This window comes from Oceanomicrobium pacificus (assembly GCF_009833495.1).
GTDB classification, from domain to species: Bacteria; Pseudomonadota; Alphaproteobacteria; order Rhodobacterales; family Rhodobacteraceae; genus Oceanomicrobium; species Oceanomicrobium pacificus.
On the sequence record NZ_WUWG01000003.1, the window covers coordinates 863,329 to 878,026 of the forward strand.

Consider the following 14,698-nt stretch of genomic DNA (forward strand, 5'->3'; position numbering starts at 1 on the left):
AATTCATTGGTATCTATTTGCCGAAATTGCGCCATTGCTCCTGACAGCATCGTCCAGCCCGTCTTCAACGCCTCACCAGCTAGGGAGACCAGCGCAAGGACCTTCTATTCTGACTGGCGAGAAAGCTCAAAAGCCACTTGAACTGGTCACGCTCGATGAGTTTGATGAACTTGAACCAAACGAACATGTAGCTTCTCACAGCGGAGACGTTGAGGAACTTATCCTCTGCCAATACGGCCTCACCGCAGCCCTTTCCTGCCTACCCTGCTCCAAATAGTACCTTCGGACCCACCCAATGAATCCAGTTGAGATTGAACAGGCCATCAGCGATTTGGCGGAACAGGCTTTCGACCCGTCTGAGTTCCCTTTTGCATTTCTGGAATGCTTCGATGGATCGGCCACTGGCTCAAAGAGGCTTCGCAAGGGCACATCCAACAAATCTGATATAGGCGGAGTTCTAAAAGCGGGCAGCGCGCACATTCTGACCAGTGAGCCGGGAGGCGTGTCCGACGCGCTCGAGACGCTGCGATCCAGCAAAGCTACCCAAACCAAAAGGAACAAGGTCAGGTTCCTGATCGCCACGGATGGCGAGGAGTTTCAGGCCGAGGATCTGGTTTCCGGAGACACCATCGCCTGCACCTATCAGGACTTCCCTGATCATTTCGGTGTTTTCCTGCCTCTGGCCGGCATCTCGACGGTCAAACAGATCCGGGAGAGTGCCTTTGACATCAAGGCCACCGGACGCCTGAACCGTCTCTATGTGGAGCTGCTGAAAGACAATCCCGACTGGGGTACGGCCGATCGCCGCTCGGAAATGAACCATTTCATGGCCCGGTTGATCTTCTGCTTCTTTGCAGAGGATACCGACATTTTCGCCAGCAACGACCTGTTCACAGGAACGATCGACCGCATGTCGAACCGGGACGGCTCGAACACGCATGAGGTTATTTCAGAAATATTCAGGGCGATGAACACCGCTATCGCAGATCGAGCAGGCGCCAACCTGCCTCGTTGGGCCGATGCCTTTCCCTATGTAAATGGCGGGCTGTTCTCAGGCTCCACTGAAGCGCCTCGCTTCTCCAAGATCGCCCAACGCTATCTCAGCCATATCGGCGGCCTTGACTGGACGAAGATCAATCCGGACATTTTCGGATCGATGATCCAGGCCGTTGCGGATGAAGGAGAACGTTCTGTCCTGGGCATGCACTACACCTCGGTGCCGAACATCCTGAAGGTGCTGAACCCGCTCTTCCTCGATGACCTGAACGTCGCGCTGGAAGAGGCCGGCGACAACAGCCGCAAGCTGCTAAACCTGCGCAACCGCATTGCCAAGATCCGGGTGTTCGATCCGGCCTGTGGGTCGGGCAACTTCCTTGTCATCGCCTACAAGCAGCTGCGTGCGGTTGAGGCCGAGATCAATCGCCGCCGGGGCGAGGCCGATCGCAAGACGGACATCCCTCTGACCAACTTCCGCGGCATCGAGATCCGGGATTTCTCGGCCGAGATCGCCCGACTGGCGCTGATCATCGCGGAATACCAGTGCGATGTGACCCATCGCGGGCAGAAGGAGGCTCTGGCCGAGTTCCTGCCGCTGGACAACCAGAACTGGATCACCTGCGGCAATGCCCTGCGGCTTGATTGGTTGTCTATCTGTCCCCCGACAGGCACTGGAGTGAAGCACAAGGCGGACGATCTGTTTCAGAGCCCGCTGGATCAGGCACAAATCGACTTTGAGAACGAGGGTGGAGAAACCTATATTTGCGGTAATCCCCCCTACAAAGGCGGTACGGAACAGGATAAAGAGCAGAAAAGCGACATGGCGTCGATATTTTCTGCGGGATTCAAGACATGGAAGTCCTTCGATTATATTCTAGGATTTTTCCAGAAAGCACGGAGCTTCCTTGATTTTTGTGATGCTCAAGCTGCCTTTGTAACCACTAACTCCATTTGCCAAGGAGAGCAGGTATATAGGTATTGGCCGCAATGCATATCTGAGGGCATCAAGATCTCATTCGCCGTTACATCTTTCAGGTGGAACAATTTGGCTGCCCACAATGCAGGGGTTACTGTTTGCATAGTGGGATTGTCTAAAAACCCATCAACGGCGCGGCTGATTGATGGCAAGTTAAACACGATGAGGGAAGTTTCCAACATCAACGCATATCTTGTGGCGTATCAAGATGTGTACGTTAAAAATGAGACAAAGCCAGTTAATGGCCTATCTCCGGTCGTTAATGGCAATAAGCCTGCCGATGGTGGGGGGCTTATCTTCGGGTTTGAAGTGGCGTCCGATTTAAGAGATAGCTGCCCGGATGGTGTAGAAGTTATTCGTCCGTTCTACGGCGCACACGATGCCACACATGGGGTTGGCAGATACTGCTTGTGGGTTAATGAAAAGAATTACCAAGAGCTAAAGAACATCCCCGCCTTCAGACATAGGTTTGAGATTGTCCAAGAAATGCGTGGCAAGAGTGATAAGGAGCTTACACGCAATGGCGCCAGGACACCATATGCCTTTCAGCAAATAAGGCAGACTGGAAAAGAAGTTGTGTTTCAGATCCCGCGTCATTCGTCCGAAGTTCGGGATTTTTATCCGGTAGTATCTCTGCCTCCAGGAGCTATCGTCGGAGATGGTGCATTTTCTTTTTACGATCCCCCACTTTGGAACATTGCGGTATTTGCATCTAAACTGTCGTTAGTCTGGATTGCTGCGGTTTGCGGGAAGATCAAAACGGACTTTAGGTTCTCCAACACACTTGGCTGGAACACCTTCCCCGTCCCCAAGCTGACCGAGAAAAACCGCGAAGACCTAGCAAGCTGCGCCGAAGACATCCTCCTGGCGCGCGAGGCGCATTTCCCGGCCACCATCGCCGACCTCTACGATCCCGAAAACATGCCCGCCAACCTCCGCGCCGCCCATGACCGCAACGACGAAACCCTGGAACGTATCTACATCGGCCGCCGCTTCAAGAACAATACCGAGCGACTGGAAAAATTGTTCGACATGTACACCAAGATGACGACGAAGGTGCTGACATGATTGCGGCGCTCATTGGTCTGGTCGGAGTTGTTGTTGGCAGCTTGATCGTTGCCGCCAAGGAGACCCTTTCGGCCCGTGCTGAGCGCAAGCGGAACGCCACCTACTCCGCGATGCGCATCGTTTGCGAATTGGACCATCTTGTCGAGATTTGTGTGGCCGTGGTCTATGATGACGGAACCGAAATGGGACAACTAGCTGGACGAATGGAAGATGGGCAGGAGTATGCAATCGCACAAGTGGATTGTCCGAAAGAGCTTGTTTTCGCAGATGACATTGTCTGGAAAAGCCTAAGCGGAGACTTGATGTATCGCGCGCTTGCTTTGCCCAACCGGCTCCAACAAGCGAACCGGAACATTTACTATTGGGGTCGGAATGCATCTCTCCCCTATCTACGCGAGTATTTTGAGGCTCGCCAGGAAAGTTATTCAGCGCTCGGGTTGGAAGCTCTGGCGTTAGCCGACGCTTTTCGACAGAGGTTTGGCATGCCAAATCGGTCCGAGCCCGCCTGGAAAACGGACAGAGATCCTAAGACACTTTTTCAGGAAACTCTGGACTTTCTAGAGCGTTCTTCTGACGCAGCAACCAAGCCGAGATCTTGGGGATCAAAGGACATCTAGGATGAACAGTTCTCGATCCATCCCCTCCGTCTCCGTCACCTATGCCCGCGATGGTAGTTCCACAAAGTCGAACGAACTCGGCATGCGCGCTATGCAGGAACGGGCTTACGAGCGCAGGGGCGAGCAATATCTCCTGATCAAGTCCCCCCCTGCATCCGGGAAGTCCCGTGCGCTCATGTTCATCGCGCTCGACAAGCTTGAAAACCAAGGGCTCAAGCAGGCGATCGTGGTGGTGCCGGAAAAATCCATCGGGGCGAGTTTCAACAACGAGCCACTTTCAAAGTTCGGATTCTGGGCCGACTGGTTCGTTGAGCCAAAATGGAACCTGTGCAACGCGCCGGGCGGGGACGATGGTAAGGTTAGAACCGTTGGCAGATTTCTGGAAGGCCCTGACAAGGTTCTGGTTTGTACTCATGCTACCTTCCGGTTCGCCGTCGACAAGTTCGGGATTGACGCGTTCGACGATCGATTGATTGCCGTCGATGAATTCCACCACGTGAGTGCCAATCCGGAAAACAAGCTCGGGACGCATCTCGGGCAGTTCATCGCCCGCGACCGTGTCCATATTGTTGCAATGACAGGCAGCTATTTCCGTGGAGATGCTGAAGCCGTATTGAGCCCAGAGGATGAGGCCAAGTTCGACACCGTCACCTACACCTACTACGAGCAGCTCAATGGCTATGAGCATCTCAAGACACTCGACATCGGTTATTTCTTCTATACCGGATCCTACGCCGAAGACCTGTTGGCCGTTCTGGATCCGCGAGAGAAGACCATCCTGCATATCCCAAATGTCAATGCACGGGAAAGCACCGGGGACAAACACAGGGAAGTCGATCATATCATCGACGCCCTTGGAGAGTGGGCCGGCACGGATCCGGCAACCGGGTTCCATCTCGTGAAAACGCCAGACGGCCGAACGATCAAAGTTGCAGATCTGGTTGATGATGAACCGGCGAAGCGAGAAAAGGTCTCTCGGGCACTGAAAAATCCTGCGGAGAAAAACAATCGGGATCATGTCGACCTGATCATAGCGCTTGGCATGGCCAAGGAGGGTTTCGACTGGATCTGGTGTGAGCATGCACTGACAGTCGGATATCGGGCGAGCCTGACCGAGATCGTTCAGATTATCGGACGGGCTACCCGTGACGCTGTCGGGAAAACCAGAGCGCGCTTTACAAATCTGATCGCCGAACCGGATGCGAGCGAAGGCGCGGTGACAGAGGCAATCAACGACACCTTGAAAGCCATTGCAGCCAGCCTGCTGATGGAGCAGGTACTCGCTCCGAGATTCAACTTCACCCCCAAGACGCCAGCTTCAGTTGCCCAGCCCGGGTTCGACTATGGTGACGGAGGCTATGATCCCGAGAAATCCAATGTCGGATTCAACGAGGAAAGCGGTCAGTTCGATATAGAGATCAAGGGCCTTAAAGAGCCGGGAACCAAGGAGGCCAAACGGATTTGCCAGGAAGATTTGAACGAGGTGATTACTGCATTCGTTCAGGACAAGCCGACGGTTGAGCGCGGCCTGTTTGATGAGGAGCTCGTACCTGAGGAACTGACCGTCACGCGAATGGGCAAAATCATCCGCGAAAGATATCCCGACCTTCAGGACGACGATGTCGAGGCTGTCAGGCAGCGTGCAGTCGCTGCAATGAACCTGACCCAGCAAGGCAAGAAGACCATTCTGGGTGCGGATGAGGACGAGAAGGAGCCATCTGCTAACACAGCGCTGATCGACGGCGTGAGGAAGTTTGCCATGGACGTTCGGGACCTCGACATCGACCTCATCGACTCCATCAATCCGTTCGGTGAAGCCTATTCCATTCTGGCAAAGTCCATGAACGAAGACAGCCTCCGACAGGTCGCATCAGTCATCTCCGCGAAAAGGAGCCCGATCTCACCTGAGGATGCCATCACGTGGGCGCGACGGGCCAGTAGGTTCAAGAAGGAGCATGGCCGCCCGCCGTCGCTCATATCCGCTGATCCGTTCGAAAAACTCATGGCCGAGGGAGCGACAGCTTTCATGCGGTTCAGAAAGGAAGGTCGCTATGAGTGATGAACTCGATGCCCTGGCAGGCGACCTGGCGGAATTTGACGTTCCTGACAAACCTGTAAAACGCTCGAAAATTGAGGAGCGGGTCATAGCAGGCTTTGAAGATATTCAGCGTTTCTATGAACGGGAAGGCCGCAGACCACGGCATGGCGAAAACCGCGATATTTTTGAACGTTTGTATGCGGTTCGTCTTGAGCAGCTGGCGTCAAATCCGGAATACCGTGCAATCCTCGATCCAATGGACAAGCACAAGCTCTTGGATCAGGCCGATGATTCCGCGGACACCTCAGCGTACACTGACCTAGATTCCCTGGCCGATGACCTAGCGGAGTTGGATGATCCAGGGGGTGATCTCTCCCAACTCAAGCACGTACGAACTTCGGCTGAGAAACGAGCTGCGGAAGAAATTGCCAATCGAGAAATCTGCAAGGATTTCGATAAGTTCAAATCGATCTTCCAGAATGTGCAGTCCGATCTAGAGACTGGACTGCGTATGACTCGCCCTCCCGAAACCAGTGCAGAAATCGAAGCAGGACGGTTTTACATCCTATCTGGTCAGAAAGCCTATGTGGCTGAGAAGGGTGAAGCATTCAGACAGGACTATGGTGATTGGGATGCCAGATTGCGGGTCGTGTTTGACAATGGAACGGAGAGCAATTTGCTGATGCGCTCGCTGCACCGGGCCATGAGCAAGGATCCAACGAGCCGCACCATCAGCGATCCGGTGGCAGGGCCATTGTTTTCAGATTCTTCAATCGAAGGTGATGAGGCGAGTGGTATCGTTTACGTGCTGCGCAGCAAATCTGAAATACCAGCAGTCGCAGAGAACCGAGATATTCTCCACAAGATTGGAGTGACTGGCGGCAGCGTCGAAAGGCGGATCGCGAATGCCAGCCAGTATCCCACTTTTCTGATGGCCGAAGTTGAGATCGTATCAACCTACGAGCTCTACAACATCAACAGAACCAAGCTAGAAAACCTGCTCCATCGTGTCTTCGATCGGGCTCGCCTGAATGTCGAGATCAAGGATCGGTTTGGAAAATCGGTCACACCAAAAGAATGGTTTCTGGTTCCCCTGCCCGTCATCGACGAAGCCATCGAACGTATCAAAGATGGGTCCATTGCAGGTATGGTCTACGATCCGAACACTGCCCAACTGACATGAAGGCCCTTGGGTTCAGTTTTGACAAAGTGAGAGGATCCAAAGAAGCCGAATTCCGGTTCGAGAACGGCTATGTCTTACTAGGCAGGTGAGCCGCTGCAGAGATTGTTGGCTGAAACAATCTTTGGGCCTCAAGATTGACCACGTCTGTGCCAGTCCTCATCCGACAAGGATCGGAGAAAATTTACTGCCCGTTCTGTGTTGCGACGATCTTGTTTGGCAAAATCAATCTGGGCCTCGAACCTCTCCCTTTTTTCCTCATCGGAACGGCTCCATCCCCCCAAAATCATACACATTAGCGGGCCGGGGCCTGGCCTGATACCGCAGGCCACCCGAAATCTATTCCATTGGTGTGGAACCGGACAGACAATGGATTCATCGTCTAGAAATGGTTCAAAATCTTCCGCTGAGACAGACACAACCTCCAGGGCTTCAATCAACAATTGCTCCAAGACCCCATTCGACAGACGTTCGATTTCGGGTTTCGGCACACCTAGTTCAAAGAAGGTTCGGACCGACGACTTCAAACTCAGCTTCGCCATCGACAATTGTCGCTCGGCCCAACGTTCCGGAGTGAACTCCTTGACCAAACTATCTGGCCGTTCTCCCCCCGCTAGCCGCACATCGAGTTCTTCTTCGGAAACTCCAGTCTCAAGAATGGCTGAGCGATCGAACGCGGATAGCCGCCGAACTGTGCTCACAGAGCGTTGTCGATTTGTGGGGCCTTCGCTATCTGGCATGATACATCCTCCTTTGGCCTATCCAGAGACAGGATCTCAATATGCTTGCTTCGCCCTATTATATTTTTTCACAATGATGTCTAGCTATAGGGTTATGGGGCCAGCTCCACTGACTGGAAATACCCCCCCCATACCTAGCTCCTACACCCACTCCGTGGACACCCGCTACGCGGGGCGCAATGGCAATCGTGCCCTATACGGACATTCGCATGCGTTGAACCAAACGAGAAGAGCATGCCAGTGGGAGAGCTTGAACCCCAGCCGCCTCGCAATTCCGGACGGCACTCATGGAATGGTTGCGAATCTCACTACTGGTTGCTCTGTGATGAAAGGAATCCATCGTGGCAAGACCAGTTCTGAAATACGTCTGGCGCATGCGTGACCGACACGGCAAGGAGCGGGTCTATCTCCGCTACCCCAGACGGCCACTGATCGCCCTGCCTGCGCTCCCTGAGACCTCTCTGGAGTTCCAGGAGGCATACCGGGTGGCCATGCTCAAGGCCGAGAACGGAACCATGCTGCCCAGCCGCAGCAAGGAGGGCACGATTGGCGAGATCCTCGATCTCACGATGAAGTCCCACCACTACCGGACAGGCATCACAGATCTCTACCGCAAGCGCCTCAGAGGCCATTTCGACGCCATTCGAGAGTCCGTCGGGCATGTGCCCTTCGATGTGGTTCGTGTCCCTCACATCCGCAAAAATCTCAGCCATCTCTCTGACCGGCCCCATGAGGCCGAGATGAGATTGAAGGCATGGAGATTCATCTTTGCCGAGGCTGTGAAAGCCAGCCGAGCAGACCAGAATTTCGCGTCCGATGTTCCGTGGACCACCGTGAAGAACAAGGGATTTCCCTCTTGGTCCGAGGAAGAGATATCCGCATATGAAGATCACTGGAAAGTCGGGACTCCACAAAGAACCGCGTTCGATCTTCTGCTCCATACCGGTCAGCGCCGGAAGGACATTTGCGAAATGGAATGGTCTGATATCAAGGATGGGTGGATCACCATTATCCAGTCCAAAACCAAGAAGCAGGTGGATATTCCAATCTCCCATGCCCTTCAGGCCAGCCTCGATGTGACGCCTAAGATCGCAGCCACGATCATCACCACCAAGTTCGGCAAGCCCCGCTCATCCAACGCATTTGGCGAATGGTTCCGCAGCTCCGTAAAGGAAGCTGGCATCAAGGATCGATCGGCACATGGATTGAGAAAGGCCGCAGCGAACCGACTGGCCGAGGCTGGATGTTCCGTCCATGAAATCGCCTCGATCACCGGCCATACCAGCCTGAAAGAGGTCGAACGGTACACGAAAAGTGCCTCCCAGCGACGTATGGCCCAGAAGGCCATGCAACGGCTCGACAAGTGAGGAGTGATAAACCACCCTCGCTATTTTGATTAATCGACCCGTAAGTCACTGAAAAACATAGGTAAAATTTTGACTTGGTACCCGAGGTCGGACTCGAACCGACAAGGCCGTGAGGCCGGGGGATTTTGAATCCCCTGTGTCTACCAATTCCACCACTCGGGCGGGACCGGAGACGGGTTTCGCCGATCCGGCATGCCAGTGCAAGGGAAAAAGCCGCTGCCACCGCGCCCGCCCCTTCGACGCTTGACCTGACCTGCCATCCGTGGTGCTTGGAGCCAGCAGTTTTCGAGAGGCAGGATGCTCAGACGTTTGTATGACTGGACCTTGTCCTTTGCCGACACGCGCTATGCGCTGGCGGCGCTGGCGGTCGTGGCCTTCGTCGAAAGCTCCGTCTTCCCGATCCCGCCCGATGTGCTGCTGATCCCGATGGTGCTGGCGGCCCGCAACCGCGCTTGGTTCTTCGCCACCGTCTGCACGGTCTTTTCCGTGGCGGGCGGCTGCCTTGGCTACTATATCGGCGCGGAACTGTTCGAGCAGGTCGGCCAGCCCGTGCTCGATTTCTATCACAAGGGCGAGCATTTCGCGGCCTTCAGCGAACGGTTCAACGCCTATGGGCCGTGGGTCGTGCTCTTTGCCGGCGTCACGCCCTTCCCCTACAAGGTCATCACCATCACCTCGGGCGCGACGGGGCTCGATTTCTGGGTCTTCCTGACGGCGTCGACAGTTGCGCGCGCCCTGCGCTTCTTCCTGGTCGCCGGGCTCCTGTGGTATTTCGGCCCCGTTATCCGGACCTTCATCGACCGCTATTTCGGCTGGGTCGCGACGGCCGCGATCATCCTGCTGTTCGGTGGCTTCTACGCAGTCAAGTATCTATGACCCTCACCCCGCGAAACCTGGCGCTTGTCGCGCTGGCCGGGTCGGCCGCCCTGCTCGTGGGCGCGCTCGGCTTCCAATATCTGGGTGGTATGGCGCCCTGCAAGATGTGCATCTGGCAGCGCTGGCCGCACGGGATCGCGATCCTGATCGGGCTCATGGCCATCTGGCAGCCGCGCCCGCACTGGTTTGCGCTCGGCGCGCTGGTTCTCTTCATTGGCGGAGCGATCGGCGTTTTCCATGCAGGCGTCGAATGGGGGTTCTGGGAAGGACCGAGCACCTGCACGTCCGGCAGCATCTCGGGCCTGAGCACCGATGCGCTCTTCGACCAGATCATGGCCGCACCGGTTGTGCGCTGTGACGAGATCCCCTGGGCCTTCCTCGGCCTGTCCATGGCGGGCTGGAACGCGGTCTTTTCCTTCCTGCTCGCCGGGATCTGGTGGCGCGGTTATGCGTCGAGTTCGGCGTCCCAGTAAAGGAAGTCCATCCAGCTGTCATGCAGGTAGTTGGGAGGGAATTTCCGGCCCACATTCTGCAATTCCTCGGGCGTCGGACGGCGCGGCATGCGCCGCAAATGCATGCCCACCTGCTTCAGGGTCCGCGACCCTTTATGCAGGTTGCACGGGCCGCAGGAGGCCACGACATTCTCCCAGGTGGTGCGCCCGCCACGCGCCCGCGGGATCACGTGATCGAAGGTCAGATCCCCGCGCGCACCGCAATACTGGCAGCAAAACTCGTCGCGCAGGAACAGGTTGAAGCGGGTGAAGGCGGTCTGTTTCGCGGGGCGCACAAATTCCTTCAACACAACGACCGAGGGCAAGCGGATATGGGTCGATGGCGAGCGGGCGACATGGTCATATTCCGCGATCACGTCGACCCGGTCGAGATAGGCCGCCTTGATCGCCTCCTGCCACGGCCAGAGCGACAGCGGCATGTAGGAGAGCGGCCTGTAGTCGGCATTCAGCACCAAGGCCGGATGATGACGGAGGTTTCCGGGACTTCGGACAAAAGAGGTGACGTAAGAACCATCCATGGCGACTCGTTTCCCTGCTCTGTTTGCCGCCGCCGGCGGCACCAGAACGGGACGCGCCCGTCCCAGTATATGAAACAACTATATCCTGCGGTCGAATTCAGACAAGCCCCCAAATAAGCGATGCTTGCGGACTGAACTCTAAGCGCCTTCTGCTACAATGGCGTGACAGGCCCAGAATCGAAATCACAAGTGAGGGAAGAGCATGGCCAGGCCGCTCGACGCGATCCTCGAAACCGCGCTCTATGCCAGCGACCTTGATGCGGCATTTGCCTTTTACGGCGAAACGCTCGGGCTGGAACTGGTGTCGGACGCGCGACCGCGCCATGTCTTTTTCAGGCTCGGGACCCAGATGCTGCTCATCTTCTATCCGGCGCGGACCGAAACGCCCGGCGGCCCGCCCGGCCTTCCTGTGCCCACCCACGGCGCACGCGGCCCGGGACATGTCTGTTTCACCGTCGCGCGGGACGATCTGGACGGCTGGCGGACACGGCTCGCGGAAGCCGGAACCGGGATCGAGGCCGATTTCGAATGGCCGAACGGCGCGCGGTCACTTTACTTCCGCGATCCTGCCGGCAATTCGCTGGAGATGGCCGAGCCGAAACTCTGGTTCGGCGCCTAGCCCAGTTCCTGTTTGATGAATTGCAGGGCCATTCCGAGCCCGTCCGGTGCGATCCCGTGGCCGGTGCCTTTGGAGACATGCGTGTAGACGGTGAAGCCGTTTTCCACCAGCGCATCAGCAGCTTCGGGCAAGGAGCTTGGCGGCACCATCTGGTCCTGATCACCGTGGACGAGCAGCACCGGCATGCGCGACACAAGCTCCACTCCGAGCCGCTCCGGCGCCAGCAGGCGGCCAGAGAAGCCGACGATCCCGGCAAAGGGCTCAGGCCGGCGCGGCGCGACATGCAGGCTCATCATCGTGCCTTGCGAAAAGCCGACAAGGACGGTGCGTTCGGGCGGGATGCCATCGTTCTTGGCCACGGCATCGAGCCAGCCGTTCAAAAGATCGACCGACGCCGCCATGGAGGCTTTCGACTGTTCCTCGGTGGAGCCGTCGAGCCACGGGATCGGAAACCACTGATATCCCATCGGATTGTTGGCGCAGGGTTCGGGGGCGTTCGGCGCATGGAACCGCGTGTCTGGCAGATGCTGGCTCAGCGGATTGGCCAGCCCGATCAGGTCGTTCCCGTCGGCACCATAGCCGTGCAAAAGCACCACGAGTGAGGTCGCGTTGCCCGAGGCCGCGTCCCGGATCGGTCCGGTCAAGGTTGTCATGTCAGCGCACTCCCTCTCGGTTCTTGGCCACCCGGTAATAGGCCCAGAGCAACCGCGCCGCAACCGCCCGCCACGGCGCCCATGCGGCGCCCATCTCCTGCAACTGGCGGGCGGTCGGGCGCTCTTCCAGTCCGAAGAGAATCCGCGCGCTTTCCTGCAGCGCCAGATCGCCCGAGGCGAGCACATCGGCGCGTCCCAGCGAGAACATGGCATAGATCTCGGCTGTCCAAATCCCGATGCCTTTCACTCCCACCAGTTCCGCGATCACCTCTTCGGTCGGGCGGTCGCGCAGGGCGGCATAGTCGATACCCGCTTCGGCCAATGCGCGGGCATAGCGCAGTTTCGGGCGCGACAGGCCGCAGGCACGCAGGGCCTCGTCATCAAGGGCGCTCAGGCCCGCTTCGGTGACCGCATCCGCGGCCTCCAGCCGTCGCCAGATCCCGTCTGCGGCGGCGACCGATATCTGCTGGCTGACGATGGCACCCAGAAGCGCCGTGAACCCGTCCTCGCGCAGCCTGAGCGGCGCGGGGCCGGCAGCGTCATGGGCCTCGGCAAATCGCGGCTCGACCGCAATCAGATGGGCGGTCCCCTCCTCGATATCGGCCGCACAGGTGATGATCCGCCCGACACTCATGCCAGTTGCGCCCGCCGCGCGTCGATCCAGCCGAGCGCCGCCGCCGGATCGGCGACCGTGGTAGAGCCGCGCGGCATGGGCGGGCGGTCGACGATCAGGATGTTCAGCCCCAGAGCCGCAGCCGCGTCGAGCTTGGTGCGCCCCGACCGGCCGCCGGAATTCCGCGTCACCAGCCATGACGCCCCGCTCTCGCGCAGCACCTGCCGCTCGCTTTCCTCGCTGTGCGGCGGGCGGCCCTTGACGAAGCGGATATGCGGCGCGGCCGCCTGAAGCGCGGGATCGGGCGGATCGATGACGCGTGCGGTGAAGCTGCAATCGGTGCGGGCGATGAACGGGTCCAGATGCCGCGCGCCAAGGGCAAGGAACGCATGTGTCCCGGCAGGCAGCGCGGCTGCGGCCGCGCCGAGGTCGGGCACACGGTGCCAGGCGTCTTGCGCTGCCGCGTCCCAGGCCGGACGGCGCAGATGCAGGATCGGGACGCGGGCGCGACGTGCCGCAGACTGGGCATTCCGGGTCATGCGCGCGGCAAACGGGTGGGTGGCATTCAGGACCGCCTTGTAGCCGCCGATCACCAGATGCCCCGTCAGCCCGTCCTCGCCGCCGAATCCGCCCTGCATCACGCCGATATCGGGCGGCAGTCCCACCGGCTCGGCCGTGACGCCCGCGAGCGCGTAGCGCACGGTCCAGCCCCGCACCCGCTCCGCCAGCTGGCGGGCCTCTGTCGTGCCGCCGAGGATGAGCAGAAACGGTCCCTTCAGTTCGGGAAAGTCAGGCATCGGGCCCCAATCGCTCACGGTCCGCTCCGCGCCAGAATATGGCCCTGCCGGTCGACCAGCACCACATCGACCGCGACCGGTTCACCCAGCAACCGCTGATGCACGGACTGACGTGCCGCCTCGGCAATACGTTCGGGAAGATCTTTATCAATTTCAATTGCTTCCAGAACAGTATTCGCATCCTGTACCAACGGATTCCGGGCGAGATCCGCCAGCGCATCAAAGTCGACCTGGCTGCGCGCCGAATGCAGGTCCATCGCGCCTTGCGCCAGTTTCGCAAGCTTGCCCGGACCGCCACCGATCGTCAGCCGCGGCACCGGATGGCGGGCCAGATACTTGATCAGCCCGCCGGCAAAATCCCCCATATCGAGCATCGCATGGTCGGGGAGGCCATAAAGCGCCTGCACCGCGCGCTCCGACATGTTGCCGGTGCACCCGGCCACATGGGCCAGCCGGTCGGCCCGTGCCACGTCGACCCCGCGATGGATGGAGGCAATCCATGCCGCGCAGGAAAAGGGTCGCACGATGCCGGTCGTGCCAAGGATCGAGATGCCGCCGACGATCCCGAGCCGCGGGTTCCAGGTCTTCTCCGCAAGCGCCGCCCCGCCCGGCACGGATATGGTGATGTCGATATCGCCCGACCGGCCCGTATGCAGGGCCAGTGCCGCAACCTCGGCCGCCATCATCTTGCGCGGCACCGGATTGATCGCGGCTTCTCCGGGCGGGATCGGCAGGCCCGGACGGGTCACCGTGCCGACACCGTCGCCGGCATGGAACCGCACGCCCGCGCCGGGCGCACCATTGCGCACCTCCACCTCGATGATCGCGCCGTGGGTCACGTCCGGATCGTCGCCCGCATCCTTCTCGATCGCGGCCAGCGCCCAGCCGGGCCCGCGCGCGCTGCGCACGAGCGGAAAGGACGGCATCTCGCCGCCCGGCAGGGTGATCGAAACCGGATCGAGCACCCCATGCCCCCACAGGTCCGCGAGCGCCGCGCGCGTGGCTGCGGTGGCGCAGGCGCCGGTGGTCCAGCCGCGGCGCAGAGAGCTATGTGGGCGCGCTGTCATCAGCGGGACTATAGGGGGCGTGTGCGGCCGGGCCAATCGCCATGTGAGGGCGCCACAGCAG

Annotated in this window: 14 protein-coding genes and 1 tRNA gene; 8 read left to right on the top strand and 7 right to left on the bottom strand. The window is 58.6% G+C overall.

The features are described 5' to 3' along the window. Nucleotides 1-295: 295 nt before the first annotated feature. The 4 genes from GSH16_RS10695 to GSH16_RS10710 are packed head-to-tail and all read left to right on the top strand — an operon-like array spanning nucleotide 296 to nucleotide 6,878. Complete coding sequence (locus GSH16_RS10695; RefSeq protein ID WP_160854833.1) at nucleotides 296-3,040, top strand: class I SAM-dependent DNA methyltransferase; 2,745 nt, start codon at nucleotides 296-298, stop codon at nucleotides 3,038-3,040. After that, nucleotides 3,037-3,657 carry a hypothetical protein gene (locus GSH16_RS10700; RefSeq protein ID WP_160854835.1) on the top strand — a complete coding sequence of 207 codons (621 nt, stop codon included), beginning with the start codon at nucleotides 3,037-3,039 and terminating at the stop codon, nucleotides 3,655-3,657. Before GSH16_RS10695 ends, GSH16_RS10700 begins: the two co-directional genes overlap by 4 nt. 1 nt (nucleotide 3,658) lies before the next feature. Further along, nucleotides 3,659-5,716, top strand: a complete 2,058-nt coding sequence (locus GSH16_RS10705) for a DEAD/DEAH box helicase (RefSeq protein ID WP_160854837.1) — start codon at nucleotides 3,659-3,661, stop codon at nucleotides 5,714-5,716. Then, entirely contained in the window at nucleotides 5,709-6,878 is a 1,170-nt protein-coding gene (locus GSH16_RS10710; RefSeq protein WP_160854839.1) for a GIY-YIG nuclease family protein, read from the top strand. The genes GSH16_RS10705 and GSH16_RS10710 overlap by 8 nt, the downstream gene beginning before the upstream one ends. A 128-nt stretch (nucleotides 6,879-7,006) precedes the next feature. On the opposite strand, the gene GSH16_RS10715 is transcribed toward GSH16_RS10710, so the two are convergent. Continuing rightward, a complete protein-coding gene (locus tag GSH16_RS10715) occupies nucleotides 7,007-7,615 on the bottom strand; it encodes a hypothetical protein (RefSeq protein ID WP_160854841.1) in 609 nt (202 codons plus the stop codon). 341 nt (nucleotides 7,616-7,956) lie between these two features. On the opposite strand from GSH16_RS10715, the gene GSH16_RS16085 reads away from it, so the two are divergent. Then, nucleotides 7,957-8,982, top strand: coding sequence for a tyrosine-type recombinase/integrase (locus tag GSH16_RS16085; protein WP_160854843.1), 1,026 nt, complete (start codon nucleotides 7,957-7,959; stop codon nucleotides 8,980-8,982). A 75-nt stretch (nucleotides 8,983-9,057) separates the two neighbouring features. Here GSH16_RS16085 and GSH16_RS10725 read toward each other — a convergent pair. Further along, nucleotides 9,058-9,144 (bottom strand) — tRNA-Leu (locus GSH16_RS10725). Nucleotides 9,145-9,279: 135 nt separating this feature from the next. Between GSH16_RS10725 and GSH16_RS10730 the strand changes: the two genes are divergently transcribed. Both GSH16_RS10730 and GSH16_RS10735 read left to right on the top strand, forming a co-directional pair. Further along, nucleotides 9,280-9,858 (top strand): YqaA family protein, encoded by a 579-nt coding sequence (locus GSH16_RS10730; protein WP_160854844.1) that lies wholly within the window; start codon nucleotides 9,280-9,282, stop codon nucleotides 9,856-9,858. Then, complete coding sequence (locus tag GSH16_RS10735; protein ID WP_160854846.1) at nucleotides 9,855-10,331, top strand: disulfide bond formation protein B; 477 nt, start codon at nucleotides 9,855-9,857, stop codon at nucleotides 10,329-10,331. The genes GSH16_RS10730 and GSH16_RS10735 overlap by 4 nt, the downstream gene beginning before the upstream one ends. Here GSH16_RS10735 and GSH16_RS10740 read toward each other — a convergent pair. Next, nucleotides 10,304-10,888 (bottom strand): HNH endonuclease, encoded by a 585-nt coding sequence (locus tag GSH16_RS10740; RefSeq protein WP_160854848.1) that lies wholly within the window; start codon nucleotides 10,886-10,888, stop codon nucleotides 10,304-10,306. The genes GSH16_RS10735 and GSH16_RS10740 overlap by 28 nt on opposite strands. A gap of 202 nt (nucleotides 10,889-11,090) precedes the next feature. On the opposite strand from GSH16_RS10740, the gene GSH16_RS10745 reads away from it, so the two are divergent. Next, on the top strand, nucleotides 11,091-11,507 hold the full coding sequence (locus GSH16_RS10745; RefSeq protein WP_160854850.1) for a VOC family protein: 417 nt from the start codon (nucleotides 11,091-11,093) through the stop codon (nucleotides 11,505-11,507). On the opposite strand, the gene GSH16_RS10750 is transcribed toward GSH16_RS10745, so the two are convergent. The 4 genes from GSH16_RS10750 to GSH16_RS10765 are packed head-to-tail and all read right to left on the bottom strand — an operon-like array spanning nucleotide 11,504 to nucleotide 14,637. Then, nucleotides 11,504-12,160, bottom strand: a complete 657-nt coding sequence (locus GSH16_RS10750; RefSeq protein WP_160854852.1) for an alpha/beta hydrolase — start codon at nucleotides 12,158-12,160, stop codon at nucleotides 11,504-11,506. The genes GSH16_RS10745 and GSH16_RS10750 overlap by 4 nt on opposite strands. Nucleotide 12,161: 1 nt before the next feature. Then, entirely contained in the window at nucleotides 12,162-12,794 is a 633-nt protein-coding gene (locus GSH16_RS10755) for a DNA-3-methyladenine glycosylase family protein (RefSeq protein ID WP_160854854.1), read from the bottom strand. Continuing rightward, nucleotides 12,791-13,588 (bottom strand): cobalt-precorrin-6A reductase, encoded by a 798-nt coding sequence (locus tag GSH16_RS10760; protein WP_160854856.1) that lies wholly within the window; start codon nucleotides 13,586-13,588, stop codon nucleotides 12,791-12,793. Before GSH16_RS10760 ends, GSH16_RS10755 begins: the two co-directional genes overlap by 4 nt. Further along, complete coding sequence (locus tag GSH16_RS10765) at nucleotides 13,585-14,637, bottom strand: cobalt-precorrin-5B (C(1))-methyltransferase (protein ID WP_160854858.1); 1,053 nt, start codon at nucleotides 14,635-14,637, stop codon at nucleotides 13,585-13,587. Before GSH16_RS10765 ends, GSH16_RS10760 begins: the two co-directional genes overlap by 4 nt. Nucleotides 14,638-14,698 lie beyond the last annotated feature (61 nt).